A 23,923-nucleotide genomic window follows, 5' to 3' on the forward strand; every position below is an offset into this window, starting at 1 on the left:
GAAGGTTATCGGCTCCCGGGCCGGGAGACGATTCGTGTGATCACCGCAATGCCCAGGCGGCGATTCCGGGGACGGCGGCGTAGGCCGGGTCTTCGGCGATGGATTCGGGCGTGGCGCCCTCGGCGAGGTCTTCGTGGAGCCAGATCCAGTTCTCCACGGCACGGACGAGAGTCCACGCGCGCGTGCGCTCGGCGTCCACTCCGGCCGCCTTGGTGAACCACGCGATCTTGTCGTCCATTGTGGACTCGTCCGCACGGTTCCAGAGGATCGAGATCGCACCGAACTCGAGGTCACCCGAAAGCGGCTTCGGGTCGATCACCAGCCAGGGTTCGCGCTCACCCGCCAGGACGTTCTCGAAGTGCAGATCCTCGTTCACCATCAGCTCGCCGGCCGTGGGACCGAGGTCCGCGCAGATCTCGACCGCCGCGTCGATGTACTTCCGGTCGAAGGGTTCGCCCAGCTTGCTCCAGGACTCCGGGAGTTCGGCGACCAGCTCCGCGGCCTCCTCGCGAAGGGACCGCTGCAGCGCTTCGGGAGCGGGGACGGCCAGCCGTCGCGCCATCGCGCCGATGGTCTCGACGGCCTCCTGGATCGGCTCCGTTTCGAGCGACCGGGTGGCGTCGAGGCGCTCCAGAAGCAGCACGCCGTCCTCAGGAACGTTGTCGTACATCAGGACCGCGCCCTGACCGGCCCAAGTGGACAGTGCCAGGGGTTCGTCGTCGGATTCCTCGTGCGGCCAGCCGAGCTTGAGGATCGAGGGGGAGCCGTCCGCGCGGCGCACGGGCTGGGCGACGCCGACGAAGCCGTGCATGGCCTCGCCGTCGAGTTCGAGATTCCACTTGGCCGTGTACTTCTCGGCGAGGAACGGGAGGGAGTCGAGCCATTCGGCGGCTCCGGGGCCGAGGCCGGCGGCGCGGTCGAGGAACTTGGGCGGGATCTTGAAACCGGTCACGAACCCACCTTGGCAGGCCTGTCCACCGTGTTTCCCCCGTGACCCGCCGGGCGTACCGTCAACAGGGAGAACACAACCCCGGGAGCAGTCATGGTGGTGGAGATTCTCAGTACGATCGCCGTCGCGGGCGGTGCTTGGCTCGCGACGAGCCTTCGCGTGGTGAAACAGTACGAACGCGGCCTCGTCTACCGGTTCGGCCGGGTGCGCGCGACGATCCGGGAGCCCGGTCTCGCGTTGCTGATCCCGTTCGCGGACAGGCTGCAGAAGGTCAACATGCAGATCATCACGATGCCGATCCCCGCGCAGGACGGCATCACCCGCGACAACGTCAGCGTGCGGGTCGACGCGGTCGTGTACTTCAAGGTGGTCGACCCGGTACTGGCCGCGGTGAACGTGCAGGACTACCGCTCGGCCGTCGGCCAGGTCGCGCAGACGTCGCTGCGGTCCATCATCGGCAAGAGCGAGCTGGACGACCTGCTGTCCAACCGCGAACGGCTCAACGAGGGCCTGGAGCTGATGATCGACAACCCGGCGCTGGACTGGGGAATCCACATCGACCGGGTCGAGATCAAGGACGTCGCGCTGCCGGAATCGATGAAACGCTCGATGTCACGCCAGGCCGAAGCCGAACGAGAACGGCGCGCGCGGGTCATCTCGGCCGATGGTGAACTGCAGGCGTCGTACAAGCTTTCGCAGGCGGCCGCGACCATGGCCGACACCCCGGCGGCGATGCAGCTGCGGCTGCTGGAGACCGTCGTGCAGGTCTCGGCGGAGAAGAACTCGACGCTGGTCCTGCCGTTCCCGGTGGAACTGCTGCGCTTCCTCGACGCGAACACCCCGAAGAAGGAAACGCCGGAGGACAACGGTCAAGTGGCGCCCTCGCCTCGCGAACCGGACGACGCGGCTCCGCGCGCCTGAGACATGAAGAAGCCCCAGGCGCTTGTATCAGAGGCGACACTGGGGCGTTCGCTACTGACGGTAGCATTCTCGGGTGCCATCTGTCGAGACCGAAGAGTCCGTGGTCTGGAACCTGCTGTCCGAACCCCGGATGGCTCCCTACCTCGAAGGGGCCTCGGGAGACAAGGTTGCTGCTCTGCGACTGTACGAGTGGAGTGCACGAACATCCTCGGCCGCTTTCGAGGTCGTCGGGCACCTTGAGGTGCTGCTTCGTAACTCTCTGGATCGGTGCCTTCGGGAGCACTTCCGCGAGGAGCAGTGCGGCATTCCATGGTTCTTGCTGCCGACTCCGGGAGGAGAGCACGTCGCGGCGGCCGTTGCCACAGTGCGGGAGCGGCTCCGCCCCCAGCGGAAAGAAACTCGGCATCAGATCATCGCCGGTTTGAGCTTCGGCTTCTGGTCTGGGCTGCTCGGTCCGAAGTACGAGGAGCTCTGGCGAGACTGCCTTCATCGCGCCTTTCCGAACTCGTCGGGGAAGCGTAAGCAGGTCGCCGTCGCGGTCGAGCGAGTCCGTAAGTTCCGGAACCGGCTCGCGCACCACGACTCGACGATCAACGTCGACATCCCGTTCGAACTTCGCCAGATCTTCGACCTGGCCGCGTACATTGACGCGGACGCCGCGCGGTGGCTGAAGCGATGCAGCGGATTGATGACCGTCTACGCGCAACGACCGGTCACGATCGATGACACTGTCGTCGTGGCCGCGAAGCATGCTTGGCCGCTGTATGAGAGCTGTGCCGCTTATGTGTGCCAGTCCGGGCGGGCGTTTCGGCCGATCGAGCGTGTCGCGTTCTACGCGGACCGCGAGGTGAAGCTCGATGTTCCCGCTGTGCTTCACCGCCGGGACAATGTCGAGTGGTCCCCGGAAGAAGCGGCACGGCTCAGTGTCTCGGATGATCGGTTCGACCGTAAGATCGCCAAGGTCATTCAAGCGTCCGACTCGACTTGGGCAGACGGTCGTTATCAGGTCTTCTTACTGACCGGCCCGGGACATCCTGGTCACCGGCAGTTGCGTGCGGCGCTGCCGCATGGCGGCACTGGTCGAGGCTCGGCCTTCGTGCAGCGGCAGCGGTACGTTTCCCTGCATTCGCTCGAGAACGCGGCGACCACAGCCGACCTCTGCTGACCAGGACTCGTGAGTGGTAAGGACGGTTAGAACCGCTTTTACCACTCACGAGACCCGCTAATCCAGCTCGCCGTTGACACCCAAGATGATCAACGTCCCGAAGAACCCGACGTACAGCGCCAGCACGACGTAGCCGATGATCACCGCCGCGAGCGCCATACCGCGCCCGCCCGCTTCGCCGCGGTTCGCCTTCGCCAGCCCGATGTGCCCCAGGATCAGCCCGACGATCACCGTCACGCACGAGCAGATCCCGACGAGCGAGCACACCAGTCCGGCGATCGCCATCCCGTTGTCCTGCGAACGCGGCGCCGCCGTTCCCGCGTACGGGTTGTACGGCTGGACGTATGGCTGCGGCGGGTACGCCATCGGCTGAGGCGCGGCCGGGTAGGCGGGAAGAGCCGTCGCGTCCGGAGTCGCGAAGGCAGGCGGAACGGGCTCGGCGGTCAGCGGGTCGATGGCCTGCCCGAACGGCTGAGACTCGGTGGCATCACCAGGAGCAGCAGGCGCGGGATCGGAAACGGCGGGCGCTCCGAACGGCGCGGGCGGCTCGAACGGCGGAGGCGGCGTGAACGGCGCGGGCGGCTCGAACCGCTGCGGGTCCGCGGGCGACGGGTTCGACACCGTTTCCGACGCGGACGTCGGATCCGAGTAAGTGTTCGAGTCGGTGTAGGACGACGTCGACGGCGTGTCCTGCGGGTCGGAACTGCTGCTCATCCGGTTGGCCCCCTGGTTCGTGCGGGACCCCACCGTATCCGGGCACGGGTCACGAGACGCCCGCGGCACCGATCGCGAACACCACGAAAACGAACCACAGGACGACCGGGATCAGCCACAGCCCGGTGACGACGTAGCCGATGATCATCCCGGCCTGCGCCATGCCCTTGCCGCCCGCTTCGCCGCGTTTGGCCTTCGAGAGCGCGATGTGCCCGAAGATGATCCCCAGGATCGCCGGGAAGCACATGATCAGCCCGATCAGCGAGCACACCAGCGACGCCACGGCCATGCCCTGGTCCGGCGGCCGCACGTAGGTCTGCTGGACGTAGAACTGCTGCGAAGGCTGGTACGGCTGGAGGCCGTACGGCTGCTGGAACTGCCCGGAAGGCTGCTGCTGTTGCCCATACGGGTCGTGCGGATTCGTCATGCGGGGTCCCCTCGTCGGCTCAGGACGGTATCGCTAGCGGAAAGCCCCGTGTTTCGCGGCGATGCTCAAGACGACCGGGATCGCGATGGCGTACAGGATGATCATCAGATAGCCGACGATGAAAGCGGCCAGCGCCATCCCCTTGCCGCCCGCTTCGCCACGCCTGGCCTTCGCGAAGGCGACGTGGCCCAGGACGATCCCCGGGATCACGGACACCAGTCCGATCAGCCCGAAGAGTGAAAAGATCAAGGCGGCGATGGCCAGACCGGAGTCCTTGCTCTGCGCCGGAGGCTGGTTCGGAAAGCCGTACTGCTGTTGCGGTGGGAACCCACCAAAGGGCTGCTGAGTCATCTTCGTCCCCCTCGGACTGTGATCGGCCTGTCACTGTAGTGCCATGGTCACGGATGGCGTACGCGTGACTGCGCTCATAGCGAGGTCCCCGGACAGGCGTCATACTCACCGGTAACCCAGCGCCGGGAGCCCGGTGCGCGCGAATTTAGGGAGCAGCGATGGCTCGCCTCGCCCAGACCGCCGGCTTGACCGACGTGCAGTCCGAAATCCTGGCCACGGTCCGCCAGTTCGTGGACAAGGAGGTCATCCCGCGCGCGCAGGAACTCGAGCACTCCGACACCTATCCCACCGACATCGTCGAGGGGATGAAGGAGATGGGCCTGTTCGGGCTCACCATCCCGGAGGAGTACGGCGGCCTCGGCGAATCACTGCTGACCTACGCGCTCGTGGTCGAAGAGATCGCGCGCGGCTGGATGAGCGTTTCCGGCGTCATCAACACGCACTTCATCGTGGCGCACATGATCTCCCGCCACGGGACGCCGGAGCAGAAGCAGCACTTCCTGCCCCGCATGGCGACCGGGGAGGTCCGCGGCTCGTTCTCGATGTCCGAGCCGGATCTCGGCTCCGACGTCGCCGCGATCAAGACCCGCGCCCGCAAGACCGACGACGGTTACGTCATCGACGGCTCGAAGATGTGGCTGACCAACGGTGGCAGCTCCAACCTGATCGCACTGCTCGTCAAGACCGACGAGGGCGCCGAGAAGGCCCATCAGAACCTGACCACGTTCCTGGTCGAGAAGCCCGAAGGCTTCGGCGAGGTCGCTCCCGGCCTCACCATCCCCGGCAAGATCGACAAGATGGGCTACAAGGGAGTCGACACCACCGAGGCCGTTTTCGACGGCTTCAAGATCGGGGCCGACAAGATTCTCGGCGAAGCGCCGGGCAAGGGCTTCGCGTACATGATGGACGGTGTCGAGGTCGGCCGCGTCAACGTCGCCGCGCGCGCCTGCGGCATCGCGATCCGCGCGTTCGAGCTCGCGGTGGAATACGCCCAGCAGCGCAAGACCTTCGGCAAGGCGATCGCCGAGCACCAGGCGGTGGCGTTCAAACTCGCCGAGATGGCCACCAAGGTCGAGGCCGCGCACCTGATGATGGTCAACGCCGCCCGCCTCAAGGACTCCGGCGAGCGCAACGACGTCGAGGCCGGGATGGCCAAGCTGATCGCGAGCGAGTACTGCGCCGAGGTCACCCAGGACTCGTTCCGCATCCACGGCGGCTACGGCTACTCCAAGGAGTACGAGATCGAGCGCCTGATGCGCGAGGCCCCGTTCCTGCTCATCGGCGAGGGCACCAGCGAGATCCAGAAGACCATCATCTCGCGTGGCCTTTTGCGGGAGTATAAGAGCCGGAACTAGTCCCTGTGCACTCGCGGAGCAGCCTTGACCGACTCGGATCACGAAGGGCGGCTCCGCGACGTACCACGTCAGTTGCCGTCGGCCACCCGCCGCTTTGTTGGCCGTTCCGGGGAATTGGACCGGCTGACCGGGATGGTCCAAGCCGCGCCGCGTGGCACCGTCGTCGTCGCGGTGATCAACGGAACGGCGGGCGCGGGCAAGACGGAGCTGGCCCTCCAGTGGGCGCATGCGGTGAAGGACCGCTTTCCCGACGGCCAGCTGTATGCGAACCTCCGCGGATACGGCCCCGAGGAAATGCTGGCGGCGGATGAAGCGCTCGCCGGCTTCCTGCGGGCGCTCGGGGTCGCCGCGACCGACATGCCGGACGGACTGGAGGATCGTTCGGCGATGTTTCGCACCCGGGTGGCAGGGCGGCGGGTCTTGATCGTGCTCGACAACGCGCGCACCGAGGAGCAGATCCGGCCCCTGCTCCCGGGGGAGGGCGGCTCCTTTGTCTTGGCGACCACCCGTGATGCCCTCTCCGGCCTCGTGGTGCGCGACGGCGCTGAGAGTGTCGGCCTCGGTCTGCTATCGGCGACGGAATCGATCGACCTGCTGCGCGCCTTGATCGGGCCGCAGGTGGACGAGGAGCCCGACAGCGCGGAGAAACTGGTGAGTCTCTGCGCCCGGTTGCCGCTTGCTCTGCGCATCGCTGCCGAAAGGGTGGTTTCGCAACCGGACACGTCCCTGGCTGAGCAGATCGAAGAGGGGGTGCGGCTCGAGCAGTTGAAGGCGGGAGAGGATCCGCGGACAGCGGTGCGGGCGGTGTTCTCCTGGTCCTACCGGCATCTCGAGGTGAACGTCGCAAGGGTGTTCCGCCTGCTCGGACTGCATCCGGGCACCGAGTTCGGTTTTGCGGCCGCGGCCGCTCTGACCGGGTTGAGCCACCCGGAGGCGAAGCGGCTGCTGCAACGCCTGCTGCAGGCGCATCTCATCGAGAGCGCAGGTAAGGGACGGTACCGCATGCATGACCTGCTGCGCGCCTACGCTGCCGAACTCGTCGAAGCCGATGAGGACGAGGCCGCTATCCGGCGGCTCCTGGACCACTACCTGCACACGGCCTGTTCGGCGGGGCTGCAGATGAATCCTCATCGGCCGCAGATCAGTCTACCCACCGCGACCGCAGACAGTGCTGCTCGATCCTTCGTCGACTATCGGGATGCCCTGTGCTGGTTCGAGGCGGAGCATCCCGCGCTACTGGACGTTGCCGTGTACGCCGCTGTCCACGGGTGGCATACGCACGCTTGGCAGATTCCCTGGACGCTGACCACCTTTTTCAACCGCAAGGGATATCTGGACGAGTACATCTCGGCGCAGGAAACCGGTTTGCACGCCGCAGAGCAGGCAGGCGATCTGGTCGGCCAGTCCCATTGCCGCCGCTATTTGGGCAATGCGCTCGCCTTGAGTGGAAAACACGCAGATTCCGTCCAGCATTTCGAGCGAGCTCTGATGCTGTTCGATGAACTCGGTGACAAGGCGGGGAAAGCCTTCGCCTATCGAAGTCTCAGCTGGGCTTTTGACTTGCTCGGCCGCTATCCGGAGGCACTCGCGAACGCGGAGCGGGCGAGGGATCTGCAGCGACTCCTCGGAAACGTCGCGGGCGAGGCGCACGCGTGGAGCTCGCTCGCTCACATCAAGACGAAGCTCGGAGATCACGAAGGAGCACTGGAAGCGGGGAACGCCTGCCGGGATCTTTACCGGGACGTCGACCGAGACGGCGAGGCCACGGCGTTGGAGGCCATGGGAACGGCGTTGTCCGGCCTCGGCCGTCACGGCGAGGCCATCTCGGCGTACACGCAGGCCGTCGCGATCCTCGAAGACTTGGGCGACGATTACGACGCCGCGAAGACGCTTGCGAGCCTCGGCGAAGTACATGACGCCACCGGTGACCCCGTCGGCGCGGCGGCCGCCTGGAACCGTGCTCTGCGAATCTTCGAGCGTCTCGGACACGCTGACGCCGACGTTCTCAGGAAGCGGCTGGGGTAACCCGTTCCGGCGAAAGGTTTGTTCGGTTCCCCTGAACTCGGTCAACGCCCCTTTCGAGGGAATGGTGTACTCAAAGTGGCATCGACGACCGAGGAACGGGCAGATCGAGGGGTTTGAAATCTCGCCACTGTCGATTCGGTCCACCGCGCGTAGTCTTATCCGATCGCTCTCCGAAATTCCCGATTTTCGGGAAGGTCTCACCCGGCGTACGTTCCGGCTGAAGTGCTTACAGAGGAGGGCTAGTGAACCGACGGACCAGGATCAGTGGAATCGTTCTCGCGGCCTGCGCGGTGCTGACGGTCGCTGCGTGTGGTGGCGATGACAAGGACAACGGGAACGCGCAGTCGCCGTCCGCCGCGAGTTCCGCCGCGGCCGGTCAGAACGGCACGCCGGGCGAAGGTGCCCTGAACGGTGACGGCCAAGCGGACACCGCTGCGGTGCAGGGCCTCCAGACCAAACTCGACGAGATTCTCAACGCCTCGCCGGTGCGGTTCGCGCCGCAGAGCGCCGATCTGACCGACGAGACGAAGGCGACGTTGAAGAAGGTCGCCGAAGCCGCCGGAGCCGTGCAGGTGGTGAAGATCCAAGTGGACACGCACGCCGGCTATCCGGACGAGGCCAAGGCGAAGGAGTTGTCGCAGCAGCGCGCCGACGTGGTCAGCAAGGAGCTCGCTGCGGGCGGGCTCGCGGCCGACCGCGTGAAGGCCGAGGCGGGCGGCAGTGAAGGGGTCTCCGGTGATGACGCCAAGGCCATGACCGCCCAGATCAAGGCCGCCCAGTAGGCCAGTGTCGTGCCCGGCCCCTTCCAGATGCCACACCCGTCCGGAAGGGGCCCTTCTTTCGCCCGGTCGGCTGGTTCGCGCCTTTCGCCCGTCCTTGAGAAGATGGACCAGGACGGGCGAGAGGTGATTACGTGAGTGCTCCCTTTGGCGGAGGCGGCCGGGCCGCGGGTGGGTTGCCCAGGCTGCCGACACCGCCTTCAGGCTGGCCGATCGGCTCCTACGCGACGTACGGCGAAGCGCAGCACGCCGTCGATTTTCTCGCGGAGAAGGAATTCGGGGTCACCGACGTGACGATCGTCGGTGTCGACCTGATGCTCGTCGAGCGTGTTCTCGGCAGGCTGAGCTGGGGCCGGGTGCTGGGCACCGGCGCGGTCTCGGGCGCGTGGTTCGGCCTGATCATCGGCCTGCTGCTGGGCATGTTCAACAACCAGGGTTTCGCCTGGCAGCCGGTGATCGGCGGGCTCCTGCTCGGGATTCTGGCGTGGACGGTCTTCGCGGCCATCAGCTACAGCATGTCCCGCCGCGACTTCTCGTCGGCGAGCCAACTGGTCGCCAACCGCTACGACGTTCTCTGTCAGCCGCGTTCGGCCGAACAGGGCCGGGAGCTCCTCGCTCAGCTCGCGCTGCGACCGCATCGGTGACATTCGGCGGTACTGGTTCACCTGTTCGTCGTGCGATCCGCTGAATCGTTACCGATACTGCTTGCGGGCGTAGATCGCCCGGAATAGGTTGCACAACACCAGTCGGGCGGTCACGTACTCCAGCGGGGTCCGCCCGAGCACTAGCACGTCGGGGTGCTGGCGCGCGGCTTCTTCAACGCGTCCTAGTGCCGCCGAATCCCCGGCCGTGCGCGGGTGAGGAGGCCTCATGGGGAAGAGGATGAGCGCGAGCCGGAGGGGCCGCTCACCAGGCCGCACCGGCTCGCTACTCGGCGCGACAGCGCTGACGGTCGGCCTGCTGGCGGGCTGTGGGTCGGATGCCGGACTCAAGATCAACGTCTACTACGCGCCCGAAGACAACTTCCAGTCCGTTGTGGACGAATGCACCAAGGCCTCGAACGGGCGGTACGAGGTCGTCTACAACAAGCTCCCGCGCCCGGCCGACGGCCAGCGGGAACAGATGGTCCGCCGGCTGGCCGCCGGCGACGATTCACTCGACGTACTGGGGTTGGACGTCACGTGGGTCTCCGAGTTCGCCGAGGCGGGCTGGGCCGACGAGTGGACGGGCGAAGCGAAGGCCGAGGCGACCGCCGGTGTGCTGCCGGGGCCGCTCGAAACCGCCACGTGGAACGGAAAACTCTACGCGGCGACCAAGAACACCAACGTCCAGCTGCTCTGGTACGACGACAGGCTGACCCCGAATCCGCCGAAGACCTGGGACGAGATGATCCAGCAGGCCCAGGCGCTCAAGGCACAGGGCAAACCGGCGAACGTGGTGTTCACCGGCGCCCAGTACGAAGGCCTCGTGGTCATCTACAACACGCTCGTCGAGTCGGCGGGCGGCAAGATCCTGTCCGACGACGGTAAATCGGTCGTGATGGACGCGGGCGCGATCAAGGCGCTGGAGATGCTCAAGAAGGTCACCACGGCCGGGATCACCGACCCGTCGCTGACCAACTCGAAGGAGGACGAGGTCCGCCAGTCCTTCCAGCGCGGCAACGCCGCCTTCGAACTGAACTGGCCGTTCGTCTACGCCTCCTACGCCAAGGAGAAGAAGAACGAACTGCAGCACTTCAAGTGGACCACCTATCCGCAGCTCGAAGCGGGCAAGCCCGCCAAGACCACGATCGGTGGCTACAACCTGGCGGTCAGCTCGACTTCGAAGCACAAGGCCGAGGCCTACGAGGTCGCGCTGTGCCTGCGCAACGAGAAGAACCAGAAGTTCTCCGCGCTCAAGGACGGTGTCCCGCCGACGCTCGAATCGCTGTACACCGACACGGTCCCGCTCGACGCGACCGCCGGGGTGAGCGACGACAACCCGAGCATGGACACGAAGTACCCGATGCGGGAAACGATCCTGGACGCGCTCAAGGACGCCGCGGTGCGCCCGCTGACGCCCGCGTACCAGAACGCTTCGACGGTGCTGTCGAAGATCCTTTCCCCGCCTTCTGAAATCGATCCGCAGAAGACGGCGGAGAAGCTGAAAGAGCAGCTCGCCGACGCGCTCCAGTCGAAGGGAGTGATCCCGTGACCGTGCAGGAAGCCGCCGGTTCGGCGACCAAGAGCGAGCCGGGCAAGAAGGCGAAACCCGTTCTCAGTGAAGGAAAGAAGGCCGAGCGCAGGCTCGGTCTCTGGCTGTGCGCCCCGGCGGCGTTCGTGATGATCGCCGTCACCGGGTATCCGATCGTCTACTCGATCTGGCTTTCGCTGCAGCGCTACGACCTCCGGTTCCCGGCGCAGCAGGAGTTCGTCGGGTTCGACAACTACATCGCGGTGCTGTCCAACGGTTACTGGTGGACGGCGTTCGGGACGACGATGGGGTTGACCATAGTTTCGGTGGTGATCGAGTTCGTGCTGGGCATGGGCCTGGCGCTGATCATGCACCGGACGCTGGTCGGACGGGGCCTCGTGCGGACGGTCGCCCTGATCCCGTACGGCATCGTGACGGTGGTCGCGGCGTTCTCCTGGTATTACGCCTGGACACCGGACACGGGCTATCTGGCGAATCTGTTCTTCCCCGACACCGCGCCGCTGACCGAGTACTGGCCCTCGCTGGCGATCATCGTGCTGGCCGAGGTCTGGAAGACGACACCGTTCATGGCACTGCTGCTGATGGCGGGGCTGGCGCTGGTGCCGGACGACCTGCTCAAGGCCGCGTCGATGGACGGCGCGACCGCGTGGCAGCGGTTCACCAAGGTGATGCTGCCGGTGATGAAACCCGCGATCCTGGTGGCGCTGCTGTTCCGCACCCTGGACGCGTTCCGCATCTTCGACAACATCTTCGTGCTCACCAACGGCGCGCAGGACACGTCGTCGGTGTCGATGCAGACCTACAACAACCTGGTCAAGGGGTTGAACCTCGGGATCGGGTCGACGATGGCGGTGCTGATCTTCATCACGGTGGCGATCATCGCGTTCATCTTCATCAAGGTGTTCGGCACGGCCGCACCTGGTAGTGACAACGGGGGTAAGCGCTGATGGTGATGGGTGGAGCGGTCACTCCCGGCCGCAAACTCAAGTGGGGCGTGGTGGATCTCCTCGTCCTGGTGTTCGCGCTGTTCCCGGTGCTGTGGGTGGTGTCCCTTTCGTTCAAGACCAAGGAAACCCTGGACGACGGGTCCTTCATCCCGAAGGAATGGACCTGGCAGAACTACGCGGACATCTTCGAGACCACGGAGTTCATCCGGGCACTGGTGAACTCGATCGGGATCGCGATCATCGCGACGGTGATCGCGGTCGTCCTCGGCACGATGGCGGCGTACGCGATCGCGCGGCTCGACTTCCCCGGCAAGCAGTTGCTGGTCGGGATGTCGCTGCTGATCGCGATGTTCCCGCAGGTGTCGCTGGTGACGCCGCTGTTCAACATCGAACGTGAGCTGGGGTTGTTCGACACCTGGCCGGGGCTGATCCTGCCCTACATCACGTTCGCGCTGCCGCTGTCGATCTACACGCTTTCCGCGTTCTTCCGCGAAATCCCGTGGGAGCTGGAAAAAGCGGCGAAGATGGACGGCGCGACCCCGGCGCAGGCGTTCCGGAAGGTGATCGCGCCCCTGGCGGCACCGGGGGTGTTCACCACCGCGATCCTGGTGTTCATCTTCTGCTGGAACGACTTCCTGTTCGCGATCTCGCTGACCTCGACCGAGTCCTCGCGGACGGTCCCGGCGGCGCTGTCGTTCTTCACCGGGTCCTCGCAGTTCGAAGACCCCACCGGGACGATCTCCGCGGCCGCCGTGGTGATCACCGTCCCGATCATCCTGTTCGTGTTGTTCTTCCAGCGTCGCATCGTGGCGGGGCTGACGTCCGGTGCGGTGAAGGGCTGACCCATGGCTGAAATCGTTCTCGAAAAAGTCTCCAAGAAGTACCCCGACGGCGCCCTCGCAGTGTCCGAAGTGGACATGACCATCGCCGACGGCGAGTTCATCATCCTGGTCGGCCCGTCCGGCTGCGGCAAGTCCACGACGCTTAACATGGTCGCCGGCCTGGAGGACATCTCCTCCGGCGAACTGCGCATCGACGGCAAGCGCGTCAACGAAAAGGCGCCGAAGGACCGTGACATCGCGATGGTGTTCCAGTCCTACGCCCTGTATCCGCACATGAGCGTGCGGGAGAACATGGCGTTCCCGTTGCGGCTGGCCAAGGTCGACGACAAGACCGTGCGCGCGAAGGTCGAAGAGGCGGCGAAGATCCTCGACCTGACAGGGCACCTCGACCGCAAACCGGCGAACCTCTCCGGCGGGCAGCGCCAGCGGGTCGCGATGGGGCGTGCGATCGTCCGCAACCCCAAGGCGTTCCTGATGGACGAGCCACTGTCCAACCTGGACGCGAAGCTCCGCGGCCAGATGCGGACCTCGGTGTCGAAGATCCAGAAGCAGCTGGGCACGACGACGCTGTACGTCACGCACGACCAGACCGAGGCGATGACCCTCGGCGACCGGGTCGTCGTGCTCCGGGCGGGCTACGTGCAGCAGATCGGGTCGCCGCAGTTCCTCTACGACAACCCGGCGAACCTGTTCGTGGCCGGGTTCATCGGCAGCCCGTCGATGAACTTCGTGCCCGCGACGCTGGAGAACGGCACCGCCCGCAGTGCGCTGGGCGACATCCCGCTCACCGACCGGGTGCGGCAGCTCGTCGAGGCCGCCGACGCGCCGCGTGAGGTCATCGTCGGCATCAGGCCGGAGCACTTCGAGGACGCCGCACTGGTGGACGCGTCCGCCCGTCAGGGCGCGACGTTCACCGCCCACGTGGACGTCCTCGAGTCGATGGGTTCCGAGAAGTTCGCGCACTTCTCGGTCGAGGGTGAGGCCGCGTCGTCGTCCGACCTCGCGGATCTGGCCGCCGACAGCGGATCCTCGGACGTTCCCGGCTCCGAGTCGCAGATCGTGGCCCGGCTGTCCGCGGCGTCCTCGGCCGCGGAGAACAGAGACGTGGAACTCTGGTTCGACGCCGACAAGATCAAGCTGTTCGACGGGGCCAGCGGCAAGAACCTGACCTACACCGCCTAGTCCATCCATGCCCCCGCCGCCGCCCTCAACGGAGGAGCTGCGCTCCCGGGGCTTGACCAAGGCTCGTCCTGCCCGGGGCTCAGTACTCGCTCTCGGGCAGGGCGAGCCACATCACGAGGTAGACGATGAACTGCGGGCCCGGCAGCAGGCAGGAGAGCACGGCGAGCAGGCGGACCTTGCCCGGCGTGGTGCCGAACCGTTTGGCGAGACCGGCGCAGACGCCGCCGATCATGCGGCCCTGGCGCGGGCGGGTCAGGCGGGTGGCTACGGAGTTGCTCACGGGTTCGTCCCTCTCGGTCGTCGCGGTGTGTGAAACCCATTTTCGTCGCGCGACGCCGCTCCCGCATCCCACCGCGGAACGAAACAGACCCCTAAGGGCGTGAAATCGCCGTGAGGTGACCACCTGCGAAAACCTGGCTGACCCTGTGTTCTTCGCCCGTAAGGGGTGGTGTTCCGGGCTGTTTTGACGATACTGCTCCGGTGCGCCCGAAGAGTCTGATCGCAGTTCTCGGTGGCCTGTTCCTCGCCGCGGCCTGTGCCGCGCCGGAACCGGCGGTGACGCCGTCACCGACCACGGCCCGCGACGAGGCCCTGACCGCCGCCGAGGCGCTCGGGGACTACTCGTCCCTCGATTACTGCAGCCTGGTCGACCAGAAAAAGGTGATCGGTGGCGGAAACGCCGTCAAACCACCGCTGACCTCCTTCGAGTTCTGCCGTCTCGAATTCGTCGAGGGCGCCAACCGCTACACCGTGACCACCGGCCCGATCACTTCCGGGCAGGATCCGAACAACCAGCCCTACGACTACGCCGGCCTGTTGCCGGAAGGCGTCAGCGTCCAGCAGTCGACGTTCAACGAGGACACCACCTGTACGCGGCTGCTGACCTTCGCCGACGGGATCCGGCTGTCCGTCGCCGTCACCTCCGACAACACCGCCCCGGCCAACCAGGCCGACCGCTGCCGGATCGCCGACGCGACGATCGGCAGCGCGTCGGGAGCGATCACCGCGCGGAAGGTCGGACGGCTGAACCTCGACCAGCGCTCGTGGGGCCGCGTCGCCCCCTGCGCGACGCTCGACCAGCACGAACTCGACGCCGTCGCGGGACCGGAGACCAAACCCGCCCCGGCGCTGTCCGGGCACAGCTGCATCCGCGGCAAGGTCAGCTTCTCGCTGTCGGTGGGGGCGGACACCACGCCGGGCGCGACGGAGGCGCTGGGCGGACGGCAGGCCCAGGTCGTCACGTCGGGCGCGTTCTGCCAGGTGACCACGCACCGGCCGATCCCGGGGACCCCGGAGCGGGTCGAGCAGGCGATGCTCTCGGTGGTCGGCGTCGACGGGGCGGAGGGGGACGCCACGTGCGCCGCGGCGCGGGAAGCCGCGGTCGTGATGTTCCCGAAGCTCCCCTGACCGCGTTTCGTCCTCTAGTTGCGGTCCTTGCACGCGCAACTACCGCGACTAGAGGACTAAACGCGGGTCAACGCAGCTTCGGCAGCCTGAAGGAGCACATCACTTCGTCCAGCGCCTCGAAGTCCAGCGGCGGATGCGGCAGCGGGGTGGCGCGGCCGGGTTCGGCGCGCAGGCCGTCCAGGAGCAGCGCGAGGCAGCGGCGCCACAGGTCCGGCTGGATACCGTGCGTGAACTCGATGACCGAACCGACCATCTGGTGCAGCAGCGGCATGTCCGTCGGCACGATGTCGGCGCGGAGGACACCCGCCGTCTGAGCCCGCTCGACGAGCTGTGTGATCAACGGCACCATGCGTGCTTTCGCCTCGGCGACGCGCTCCTGGCCGAAGACGTTCGACAGCATGACTTCGCGTAACCCGCGGTCACCGGCGTGCAGTTCGGCCGCGCGCCAGGTGAAGTCGGTGAAGCCCTTCCAGGGATCTTCGGCCCGAAGCGCCTCTTCGGCGAACTGGCGGATCGTCTCGAACTGGTCGACGAACATGGCCTCGACCAGGTGTTCCTTACTCGGGAAGCGGCGATAGACGGTGCCGACGCCGACTCCCGCGTGATGCGCGACGTCATCGAGCGTCGCTTCGAGCCCGCGCTCGCCGAAGACATCGCGTGCCGCCGCGATGATGCGCTGCCGATTGAGTTCAGCGTCGCGCCGCAGCGGCCGCGCCGGTGCGGCGGGAGCGAGGTCCCGTGCCATCTGTCCAGCTTAACAAACGAAGTAGAGGACGCTTCTCCGCTTTTCGGGTACCTTGGCGACGAAAGGGGAGATACCTACTCCACATAGCTTCTCCGTCACTATCGGTGAGGAAACCGCCCGTATGCCTGAGTCATCCACCGCTGTCGTCACGCCGCCGGGGGCCGGCGCCACGCAGCACACCAACCCGCACCACGCCAGGAGATGGCTCATCCTGGTGATGATCGGTCTCGCCCAGCTGATGGTGGTGCTCGACGCCACCGTCGTGAACATCGCGCTCCCGTCGGCGCAGCAGGACCTCAACTTCTCGAACGACGCCCGCCAGTGGGTCGTCACCGCGTACGCGCTCGCGTTCGGCAGCCTGCTCTTGCTGGGTGGCCGGCTCGCCGACCTCTTCGGCCGCAAACGCGCTTTCCTGGTCGGGCTCGCCGGCTTCGCCATCGTTTCGGCGATCGGCGGCGCCGCCGGCAGCATCGAAATGCTGCTCGTCGCCCGCGCCGCACAGGGTGTCTTCGGCGCCCTTCTCGCTCCGGCGGCCCTTTCGCTGCTGACCACGACCTTCACCGACCCGAAGGAACGCGGTAAGGCCTTCGGTGTCTTCGGCGCGATCGGTGGTGGCGGCGCGGCGATCGGCCTGCTGCTCGGCGGCGTGCTGACCGAGTACCTCGACTGGCGCTGGTCGATGTACGTCAACATCGTCTTCGCGGTGGTCGCGTTCGCCGGTTCGTTCGTGCTGCTGAAGAACTCCGAGACCGAAGGCCCGCGCCCGAAGCTCGACATCCCGGGCACCATCACCGCCTCAGCAGGGCTTTTCGCCCTGGTCTACGGCTTCGCGAACGCCGAGCGCGACTCGTGGTCCTCGATCTCGGTCTGGGGTTTCCTCGCCGCCGGTGTCGTGCTGCTGGCCGCTTTCGTGGTGATCCAGCAGCGGGCCGAACACCCGCTCCTGCCGCTGCGCGTGCTGCTCGACCGCGACCGCGGCGGCTCGTACCTCGCGATGTTCCTGCTCGCCATCGGGATGTTCTCGATCTTCCTGTTCCTCACCTTCTACATCCAGCTGAACCTCGGGTTCACGCCGGTGCAGAGCGGGGTCGCGTTCCTGCCTATGGTGGCCACCCTGATGGCCAGCGCGACGTCGGCGACAGCCGTGCTGCTGCCGAAGTTCGGCGCGAAACCGTTGGTGTCACTGGGAATGCTGACCGCCGGGGCCGGACTGTTCTGGCTCTCGGCCATCGACACCACCAGCACCTACGCCAGCGGCGTGCTCTTCCCGCTGATGATCATGGGCGTCGGCATCGGCCTCGCCATGGCGCCTGCGATGAGCGTCGCGACCTTCGGGGTCGACACGCACGACGCCGGTGTCGCGTCCGCGGCGGTCAACACCGCGCAGCAGGTCGGCGGCTCGATCGGGACCGCGCTGCTGAGCACGCTGGCCGGTAACGCGGCGACGTCCTTCTTGGTCGGCAAGACGCCTACGCCGCAACTCGCGGCCGAAGCGGCCGTGCACAGTTACACGACCGCTTTCGTTTGGGGCGGGTGGATCTTCGTGATCGGTGCGGTGATCTGCGGGCTGCTGCTGCGATCCGGCGCTCCGGCGAAGGTGACCGCCTCGGACGCTCCGGTCGCTGTGCACATGTAGGTCCCCGTGCGCGTGGGGGGCGAGATGCAATGAAGGGGACTTTCATCGCAAAATTTGCAATGAAAGTCCCCTTCATTGCACGCGCGGAGCGCGTCAGCGGGACTGCGACCGCACCGCTTCGAAGACCTCGTCGTCCCACCGGTGCGTCCGGATCAGCCGGTACCGTTCGCAAGCGACCCACAGATAAGCCTCGGCGTCCGTGCGCGAGCCGATCAGATCCGCTTGCCGCAGCATCGCCACCACCGGGACGAATTCCTCGTCGAACCACCGTTGCGCCAGCGTCGCGCGGTCGGAGTAGCGGCCTTCGTCCTGCATCAACCGGAAACCCCACGCCTCCACGTGCTCACCGAGCCGCGCGTAGTCCCACGGATCCGTGAACACCACCGAAGCCCGCGACTGCCCGGAAAGCGGGACGCGCTCCAGGAACAGCCGCCGGTAGTCCTTGACGATCAGGTCGCCGCGGTACCGGATCCCGCTCGGGTCCAGTTTGGTCCGCACCTCGGTGACCATCGCCTCTATTGTGGACAGTCCCATCGCGTGCGCCACCGAAACGCGGTGGTGCCCGTCGATGATGAAATGCAGTTCCCCGACGCGGTACACCTCGATCGGCGGAATCGACTCGCCGCGCCTGGTCGCGAGAGCCAGCCGTTCCCAGCGTTCGCGGACACGGCCGGAGGTCGGGCGGAAGCGGCGGTCGAAGTCGCGGCCGCGGTCGACGCTGCCGACGATCGAGTCGAGCCGGATCACCCGTGCCCCGATCCTCCGCTCGCCGAGATAGCCGAGCGCGTCGACGACTTCGTGGAACGGCAGCATGATGTTGACGTCGTCGGGCTCGCCGCGCAGCCAGTTCGCCAGCCGGGACAGCACCTGACGCCGTCGCGCGCGGAGGAAGTCGTGTTCCGCGTCAGCCCTGGGAAATCCGGTGTCCTTCATAGGAACTCCATGATCCGGTGCCCGACCACGTTCCGTACCGTGGTCCCGCCGACCACCCGGTCCGGCACGGGTTCACCGTGCGGGTGGATGTGCCCGTGCAGCAACCATTTCGGCCGCAACAACTCGATCGTGCGATGGAGACAGTCGAAACCGCGGTGCGGCGGGTCCTCGCGGTCGCCGCAGTGCCGCGGCGGCGCGTGGGTGAGCAGGACGTCGACGTCCCGCCCGTCCCGCCAGCGGCGGAACCGCGCCCGGCGCACCAGCCGACGGGCCCGCCGCGCCTGCTGGCGTTGCGTCCACTGGTTCGGGCCGTCGTTGTAGCGGACCGAGCCGCCGAGTCCGGCGAACCGGAGCCCGCCGATGTCGACGATCCGGCCGTCCGCGTTCACCCCGCCCGCCGGGCCCGGCCACACCGCGGGAAAGCCGTCCTTCATGGACAGCCCGCCGTAGCGGGTGTAGCCGGACAGGTCGGGATCGTGGTTGCCCGGGACGAAGACGCACGGCACGTCGAGCGCGCCCGCCAGGAACTCGAGGTAGTCGTACGGCAGGTCGCCGGCACCGATTACGAGGTCGGCCCGGTGATGGTGGACAGCGGACGTCCACAATCGCTCCTCGACCTCGTCCGCGACGACCAGCGCCTTCATGCGCTCCAGCGTAATGCCGGAGGCGCTACTTGGGGCCGTGCGCGAAGGCGGGGTCCTTGGCGATGATCGCGATCACGATGCCCAGCCAGACGACGCAGAAGGCGAGGGCCCAGAACTTGAGGTTGGTCAGGATCCTTGGCATGAGGGAACTCCAGAACTACCGAAAGGGAAGAGCGGTCAGAGCCAGCGGTTCTTCCGGAATATTCGGTAGAGCAGGATGCAGACGCCGAAGATGACCGTCATCGCCAGCGGGTAGCCGAAGCGCCAGTGCAGTTCCGGCATGTAGTCGAAGTTCATCCCGTAGATACCGGCCAGCGCCGTCGGGACCGCGATGATCGCCGCCCACGCGGTGATCTTGCGCATGTCGGTGTTCTGCTGGAGCGTGATCTTCGCCAGTGTCGCGTCGACCAGGGTGGTCAGCAGCTCGTCGAAGTTCGCGACCCGCTCCGCGACCGTGGTGAGGTGGTCGGAGACGTCGCGGAAGTAGGAGCGGACCTCGTCCGGGATCAGCCGCGTGTAGCCCTCGGCCAGGCGCTGCAGCGGGGTCCCGAGGGGCATGACCGCGCGGCGCAGTTCCAGCACCTCGCGCTTCATGAAGTAGATCTGCTCGGCGCTCACCTTGGAGCGCGGCGCGAAGACGTGCGTCTCCATCTCGTCGATGTCCGACTCGATCGCGGTGGTGACGTCGAGGTAGTGGTCGACGACGTGGTCCGCGATCGCGTGCAGGACCGCGGACGGCCCGAGGTCGAGCCGCTCCGGGTCCTGATCGAGTTCGCGGCGCAGCCTGGCCAGGCCCGAGTGGTTCCCGTGCCGCACGGTGATCACGAAATCGCGGCCGAGGAACGCCATCAGCTCGCCGGTCTCGACGATCTCGTTCGCCGTCGCGGGCGACTCGTGCTCGACGTAGCGGACCGTCTTCAACACCATGAACAGCGTGTCGTCGTAGCGTTCGAGCTTGGGCCGCTGGTGCGCCTCGAGCGCGTCCTCGACGGCCAGTTCGTGCAGGCCGAAGGTCTCCGCGATGCCCTGGATCTGGACCGCGTCGGGCTCGTGCAGGCCGATCCAGACGAAGCCGGCGTGCCGTTTGCGGACCTCTTTGATGGCCTCGGAGTGCGACCAGCGGCCGGGCAGGCGCTTGCCCTCCACGTACACCGCGCAGTCGACGACGTACGCCGAAAGGGGGACGGGCAGCGGGCGCTCGGGGGCGCCTTTGGCTCGGCCGTTGCTCCGGCCGCGAAGGCCGCCGAGCGAGGGAATGGCAGGCATGGGATCTCCTGGGCAGACGTCGTGCGTTGATGCGCGAAGACGACGGGCCAAGCGGTCGGGGGGCCGCTCGGCGAGGCCAGCGTTCCCGGTTTCGTCAGCCCTGCCAGGTGGGGATCCGGCGAGACGTGAAGGCGGAAACGCTGCGACTACTAGGAAGCGGACTATCGCCACTGGACATCGGGTTCCTCACCTCCTTCGGCTCGGCGGACGGTTACGCAGTGGTGTGGGTCGCGTTGACGACCCGACACCAATGGTCGAGGGTACTCCTCAACACGAAAGCCTGTCGTTCCAGGTTCACGCCGCGTTACTTCGTGCAGGAGGAATGGGTGCAGTTCGGTCGTTATTACGAAGAGTTCGAGGTCGGCGCGGTCTACAAGCACTGGCCGGGCAAAACGGTCACCGAGTACGACGACCACCTGTTCTGCCTCATCACCATGAATCACCATCCGCTGCACCTCGACGCGCACTACGCCGGGGAGACCACCGACTTCGGCAAGAACGTCGTGGTCGGCAACTACGTCTACTCGCTGTTGCTGGGGATGTCGGTGCCGGACGTGTCCGGCAAGGCGATCGCGAACCTCGAGGTCGAGTCGCTGAAACACGTGAAGCCGACCTTCCACGGTGACACCATCTACGGCGAGACCGAGGTCCTGGACAAGACGCCGTCGAAGTCGAAGGACGATCGCGGTGTCGTCTACGTCGAGACCCGCGGTTACAAGCAGGACGGCACGATCGTGTGTGTGTTCCGTCGCAAGGTGATGGTGCCGAAGCGGTCCTACGGTGACGCCAGGGGCGGCGAGCAGCCCGGCCGTCCCGTGCCGCACGAATAACGGCTGTCAGGAACCGGAGAGGGAGCGCGTCGATGCCCATCGGGCTGGATGAGATCAAGAGCCGCTTGCGGAAGTTCGCGACGGTCGAGGCGGCCGGTGTTTCGCCGCTGTACGAGCACCTGGCGTCGAAGGCGTCCGAGGACGACGACGTCGCCGGGCTGCTGATCGACGCCCGCGGCGGTGAAGCGCGCGGCACGCTGCTCCTGGCGACCGCGCACCGGCTCATCCAGGCCGACCCGATCCACCCGCTCTCGCGGTACTACCCGTCCGTCGGCGGTTTCGACGGCGTGGACTCGGAGACGTGGCCGCTGTTCCGCTCGTTCCTGCTGGAGCGGGCGGACAAGGCGCGCTCGATCATCTCCTCGCGGTACACGCAGACCAACGAGGTCCGCCGGGCCGCGCTGCTCTACCCCGCGGTGACGACGGCGGCGAAGGAGGCGGGCGGCAAGATCGCGCTGCTCGAGGTCGGCTGCAGCGCGGGCCTGCTCCTCGGCCTGGACAAGTACGCCTACCGCTACCAGTGCGCCGGCGGCGAACAGCTCACCGCCGGGCCCGCGAAGGCCGCCGTCGGCCTGCACTGCGCGCTGGACCTCGCACCCGGCGCCGTCACGCCGAAGGTGCCGAAGAAGCTGACGGTCACCGCCCGCGCCGGCCTCGACCGCGCCCCGGTGGACCTGACCGACGAGGACGAACTGGCCTGGCTCGAAGCCTGCGTCTGGGCCGACCAGCCGGACCGGATCCGGCTCCTGCGCACGGCCGCGGCCGCGCAGGGCAAGCAGCGACCGGACCTGATCACCGGTGACGCCGTCGACGACCTCGCCTCGGCGGCCGCCACGCTGCCCGCCGACGTCCCGCTCGTCGTGCTGACCAGTCACGTGCTGGCGTACCTGGGGGAGCGGCGGGCGGACTTCCTGGAGGCGCTGAAGAACCTCGCCGGGGATCGGCCGCTGTGGTGGGTCAGCGAGGGGTTCTACACCGCCACGCTGGAGCCCTTGGTGCCCGGCCGGGCCGATCTGGCGGAACCCGCGGGCCTGGCCGTACTCGGGCTCGTCCGCTGGGAAGGCGGTGTTCCGGACGTCCGCGCGCTGGCCAGGACCGCGCCGCACGGACAACGGATGACCTGGCTCCCGGTTTAACTCTTCTGCCCGGCTGCATGTCGATAAAGCATCGACAAGGACATTTTTCACCTCATGTGACTGCTTTGTTCACGGGTCATTCGCCGAATCGGACACGGCACTTGTCACGCGGGTGAGGCATTCGCGGTGGGCAGGACACCCCAGTCGCGGAGAGTGACGAACAGGAGTTCGGCCAATCGGCCGCCTTTGTCGAGTTCGATCAAGGTTTCGGCGTCGATCCACCGGGCGTCGCCGGCGTCGTCCCCGGCACGGAGAGTGCCGCCGGTGATCGAGCAGGCGTAGTCGTGGATGTCGAACGGGCCGCGGCGGGCGTTGCCGACGTATGTGCCCGGCATCACGTCCAGTCCGGTCTCTTCGCGCATCTCGCGTATGACGGCCGCTTCGTCCGTTTCGCCGGGTTCAACACGTCCGCCGGGTACCGACCACAGTCCACGTCCGGGTTCATTCGCGCGCCGGATCAGCAGAATCCGCCCGAGTTCGTCATGGGCGATGCCGCCGACACAGCGGACGGTGCTGTTCGAAACGGTGTTCATTCCCGAATGGTAGACACGGGCTTCCTGACAATGGCTGTCCTGTACACGGAGAGTAGCCGTACGGTACACTTCCCCTCGCCGACTGACCCAAGCGCGGGACTTCCCTCCCGCGCCGGTGGAAGGTGCGGTACAAAATGAATAGCCAGTATCCGCAGTCAGTCACCGTAAGAGACAGGATTGATCGCTGTGAACGCGAAAAAGCTACTCACTTTCGCAGGAATCGCGTTGGTGCTGTTCTTCGTGATCGCGCAGCCAGGTCAGGCCGCGGGCCTCGTGGGAAACATCATCGGGTTCCTGCGTGACTCGGCTGAATCGGTGATCACTTTCGTCAGCAACGTCTTCAGCTAGCGGACGGCGGATACTCTATCGGTATGTTCGCCCCACGCGATCCAGACGAGTATCTCCTCGACACCGAGCGACGGGTCATCAGGATTCGCCGTCACTGGGCGGTGCTGCTGTGGGACACCTTCGAGGCGGTGGCCTTGCTGGCCATCTGCGTCCTGGTGTCCTACCTGCTGCCGCCTGCCGCGTGGGTGATCCAGAACATCCTCTGGTACGCCGCGTTGCTCGTCATCCTGCGCTTCGCGTACGTGGTGATGGAGTGGTGGGTCGAGAGGCTGGTCGTCACGGACAAGCGCTTCGTCATGACCACCGGCGTCTACACCACCAAGGTGCTGATGATGCCGATCACCAAGGTCACCGACCTCACGTACGAGCGTTCGGCGACCGGCCGGATCTTCGGCTACGGGACGATGGTGGTCGAGTCGGCCGGTCAGATCCAGGCGCTGAACCGGATCGACTACCTGCCCAAGCCGGAAGAGTTCTACGACACGATCTCCGAGCTCGTGTTCGGCGACAAGCAGAAGCAGGCCGAGCGCTTTTCGATGATCAAGGCGCAGCGTGCGGCGCGCGGCAAGAAGAAGGTCGGTTAGCGCAGGTCCCG

26 protein-coding genes are annotated in these 23,923 nt (G+C 66.6%); 16 read left to right on the forward strand and 10 right to left on the reverse strand.

Annotated elements, in window-relative coordinates; all coding sequences use genetic code 11:
• Positions 1-40: 40 nt before the first annotated feature.
• On the reverse strand, positions 41-952 hold the full coding sequence (locus BKN51_RS39920; RefSeq protein ID WP_101612484.1) for an aminoglycoside phosphotransferase family protein: 912 nt from the start codon (positions 950-952) through the stop codon (positions 41-43).
• 90 nt (positions 953-1,042) lie between these two features.
• On the opposite strand from BKN51_RS39920, the gene BKN51_RS39925 reads away from it, so the two are divergent.
• Complete coding sequence (locus BKN51_RS39925; protein WP_101612485.1) at positions 1,043-1,870, forward strand: slipin family protein; 828 nt, start codon at positions 1,043-1,045, stop codon at positions 1,868-1,870.
• A 73-nt stretch (positions 1,871-1,943) separates the two neighbouring features.
• Complete coding sequence (locus BKN51_RS39930; RefSeq protein ID WP_233223101.1) at positions 1,944-3,035, forward strand: hypothetical protein; 1,092 nt, start codon at positions 1,944-1,946, stop codon at positions 3,033-3,035.
• Between the two features lie 57 nt (positions 3,036-3,092).
• On the opposite strand, the gene BKN51_RS39935 is transcribed toward BKN51_RS39930, so the two are convergent.
• The 3 genes from BKN51_RS39935 to BKN51_RS39945 are packed head-to-tail and all read right to left on the reverse strand — an operon-like array spanning position 3,093 to position 4,527.
• Complete coding sequence (locus BKN51_RS39935; protein ID WP_101612487.1) at positions 3,093-3,749, reverse strand: DUF4190 domain-containing protein; 657 nt, start codon at positions 3,747-3,749, stop codon at positions 3,093-3,095.
• Between the two features lie 49 nt (positions 3,750-3,798).
• Complete coding sequence (locus BKN51_RS39940; RefSeq protein WP_101612488.1) at positions 3,799-4,176, reverse strand: DUF4190 domain-containing protein; 378 nt, start codon at positions 4,174-4,176, stop codon at positions 3,799-3,801.
• A 33-nt stretch (positions 4,177-4,209) separates the two neighbouring features.
• Positions 4,210-4,527 (reverse strand): DUF4190 domain-containing protein, encoded by a 318-nt coding sequence (locus BKN51_RS39945; protein ID WP_101612489.1) that lies wholly within the window; start codon positions 4,525-4,527, stop codon positions 4,210-4,212.
• A 158-nt stretch (positions 4,528-4,685) separates the two neighbouring features.
• Here BKN51_RS39945 and BKN51_RS39950 point away from each other — a divergent pair, with 158 nt between their 5' ends.
• The 8 genes from BKN51_RS39950 (at position 4,686) to BKN51_RS39985 (ending at position 13,850) form a co-directional block, all read left to right on the forward strand.
• On the forward strand, positions 4,686-5,882 hold the full coding sequence (locus BKN51_RS39950; RefSeq protein WP_101612490.1) for an acyl-CoA dehydrogenase family protein: 1,197 nt from the start codon (positions 4,686-4,688) through the stop codon (positions 5,880-5,882).
• A 24-nt stretch (positions 5,883-5,906) separates the two neighbouring features.
• Complete coding sequence (locus tag BKN51_RS39955) at positions 5,907-7,907, forward strand: ATP-binding protein (RefSeq protein WP_146044313.1); 2,001 nt, start codon at positions 5,907-5,909, stop codon at positions 7,905-7,907.
• A 242-nt stretch (positions 7,908-8,149) separates the two neighbouring features.
• A complete protein-coding gene (locus tag BKN51_RS39960) occupies positions 8,150-8,689 on the forward strand; it encodes an OmpA family protein (RefSeq protein ID WP_101612492.1) in 540 nt (179 codons plus the stop codon).
• Positions 8,690-8,820: 131 nt separating this feature from the next.
• The gene (locus BKN51_RS39965; RefSeq protein WP_101612493.1) at positions 8,821-9,330 is read left to right on the forward strand and encodes a general stress protein; all 510 of its coding nucleotides are present in this window, start codon (positions 8,821-8,823) and stop codon (positions 9,328-9,330) included.
• 226 nt (positions 9,331-9,556) lie between these two features.
• Entirely contained in the window at positions 9,557-10,879 is a 1,323-nt protein-coding gene (locus BKN51_RS39970) for an ABC transporter substrate-binding protein (RefSeq protein ID WP_101612494.1), read from the forward strand.
• The gene (locus BKN51_RS39975; RefSeq protein WP_101612495.1) at positions 10,876-11,826 is read left to right on the forward strand and encodes a carbohydrate ABC transporter permease; all 951 of its coding nucleotides are present in this window, start codon (positions 10,876-10,878) and stop codon (positions 11,824-11,826) included. The genes BKN51_RS39970 and BKN51_RS39975 overlap by 4 nt, the downstream gene beginning before the upstream one ends.
• Complete coding sequence (locus tag BKN51_RS39980; protein ID WP_101612496.1) at positions 11,826-12,668, forward strand: carbohydrate ABC transporter permease; 843 nt, start codon at positions 11,826-11,828, stop codon at positions 12,666-12,668. The genes BKN51_RS39975 and BKN51_RS39980 overlap by 1 nt, the downstream gene beginning before the upstream one ends.
• A gap of 3 nt (positions 12,669-12,671) precedes the next feature.
• Positions 12,672-13,850, forward strand: a complete 1,179-nt coding sequence (locus BKN51_RS39985; protein ID WP_101612497.1) for an ABC transporter ATP-binding protein — start codon at positions 12,672-12,674, stop codon at positions 13,848-13,850.
• A gap of 79 nt (positions 13,851-13,929) precedes the next feature.
• Here BKN51_RS39985 and BKN51_RS39990 read toward each other — a convergent pair whose 3' ends face one another.
• The gene (locus BKN51_RS39990; protein WP_101612498.1) at positions 13,930-14,130 is read right to left on the reverse strand and encodes a PspC domain-containing protein; all 201 of its coding nucleotides are present in this window, start codon (positions 14,128-14,130) and stop codon (positions 13,930-13,932) included.
• Positions 14,131-14,330: 200 nt separating this feature from the next.
• On the opposite strand from BKN51_RS39990, the gene BKN51_RS39995 reads away from it, so the two are divergent.
• A complete protein-coding gene (locus BKN51_RS39995) occupies positions 14,331-15,257 on the forward strand; it encodes a hypothetical protein (RefSeq protein ID WP_101612499.1) in 927 nt (308 codons plus the stop codon).
• A 67-nt stretch (positions 15,258-15,324) separates the two neighbouring features.
• Here BKN51_RS39995 and BKN51_RS40000 read toward each other — a convergent pair whose 3' ends face one another.
• The gene (locus tag BKN51_RS40000) at positions 15,325-16,002 is read right to left on the reverse strand and encodes a TetR/AcrR family transcriptional regulator (RefSeq protein WP_101612500.1); all 678 of its coding nucleotides are present in this window, start codon (positions 16,000-16,002) and stop codon (positions 15,325-15,327) included.
• Between the two features lie 121 nt (positions 16,003-16,123).
• On the opposite strand from BKN51_RS40000, the gene BKN51_RS40005 reads away from it, so the two are divergent.
• Positions 16,124-17,638: an MFS transporter gene (locus BKN51_RS40005; RefSeq protein ID WP_101612501.1), complete on the forward strand. Its 1,515-nt coding sequence runs from the start codon at positions 16,124-16,126 to the stop codon at positions 17,636-17,638.
• Positions 17,639-17,731: 93 nt separating this feature from the next.
• Here BKN51_RS40005 and BKN51_RS40010 read toward each other — a convergent pair whose 3' ends face one another.
• From BKN51_RS40010 to corA, 3 genes are all read right to left on the reverse strand, one after another.
• Complete coding sequence (locus BKN51_RS40010) at positions 17,732-18,571, reverse strand: ParB N-terminal domain-containing protein (protein WP_101612502.1); 840 nt, start codon at positions 18,569-18,571, stop codon at positions 17,732-17,734.
• Positions 18,568-19,215: a metallophosphoesterase family protein gene (locus BKN51_RS40015; RefSeq protein ID WP_101612503.1), complete on the reverse strand. Its 648-nt coding sequence runs from the start codon at positions 19,213-19,215 to the stop codon at positions 18,568-18,570. Before BKN51_RS40015 ends, BKN51_RS40010 begins: the two co-directional genes overlap by 4 nt.
• A 177-nt stretch (positions 19,216-19,392) precedes the next feature.
• Positions 19,393-20,481: a magnesium/cobalt transporter CorA gene (gene corA, locus BKN51_RS40020; RefSeq protein WP_101612504.1), complete on the reverse strand. Its 1,089-nt coding sequence runs from the start codon at positions 20,479-20,481 to the stop codon at positions 19,393-19,395.
• A gap of 326 nt (positions 20,482-20,807) precedes the next feature.
• Between corA and BKN51_RS40025 the strand changes: the two genes are divergently transcribed.
• Both BKN51_RS40025 and BKN51_RS40030 read left to right on the forward strand, forming a co-directional pair.
• On the forward strand, positions 20,808-21,311 hold the full coding sequence (locus BKN51_RS40025; protein ID WP_076163453.1) for a MaoC family dehydratase: 504 nt from the start codon (positions 20,808-20,810) through the stop codon (positions 21,309-21,311).
• Between the two features lie 32 nt (positions 21,312-21,343).
• Positions 21,344-22,447 (forward strand): DUF2332 domain-containing protein, encoded by a 1,104-nt coding sequence (locus BKN51_RS40030; RefSeq protein WP_168214501.1) that lies wholly within the window; start codon positions 21,344-21,346, stop codon positions 22,445-22,447.
• A gap of 104 nt (positions 22,448-22,551) precedes the next feature.
• On the opposite strand, the gene BKN51_RS40035 is transcribed toward BKN51_RS40030, so the two are convergent.
• Entirely contained in the window at positions 22,552-22,980 is a 429-nt protein-coding gene (locus BKN51_RS40035; RefSeq protein ID WP_101612505.1) for an NUDIX hydrolase, read from the reverse strand.
• A gap of 186 nt (positions 22,981-23,166) precedes the next feature.
• Between BKN51_RS40035 and BKN51_RS40040 the strand changes: the two genes are divergently transcribed.
• Both BKN51_RS40040 and BKN51_RS40045 read left to right on the forward strand, forming a co-directional pair.
• The gene (locus BKN51_RS40040) at positions 23,167-23,328 is read left to right on the forward strand and encodes a hypothetical protein (RefSeq protein WP_005167589.1); all 162 of its coding nucleotides are present in this window, start codon (positions 23,167-23,169) and stop codon (positions 23,326-23,328) included.
• Positions 23,329-23,351: 23 nt separating this feature from the next.
• Complete coding sequence (locus BKN51_RS40045) at positions 23,352-23,912, forward strand: PH domain-containing protein (protein ID WP_101612506.1); 561 nt, start codon at positions 23,352-23,354, stop codon at positions 23,910-23,912.
• The last annotated feature ends 11 nt before the right edge of the window (positions 23,913-23,923 follow it).

The organism is Amycolatopsis sp. BJA-103 (assembly GCF_002849735.1).
In the GTDB taxonomy this organism is placed as follows: domain Bacteria; phylum Actinomycetota; class Actinomycetes; order Mycobacteriales; family Pseudonocardiaceae; genus Amycolatopsis.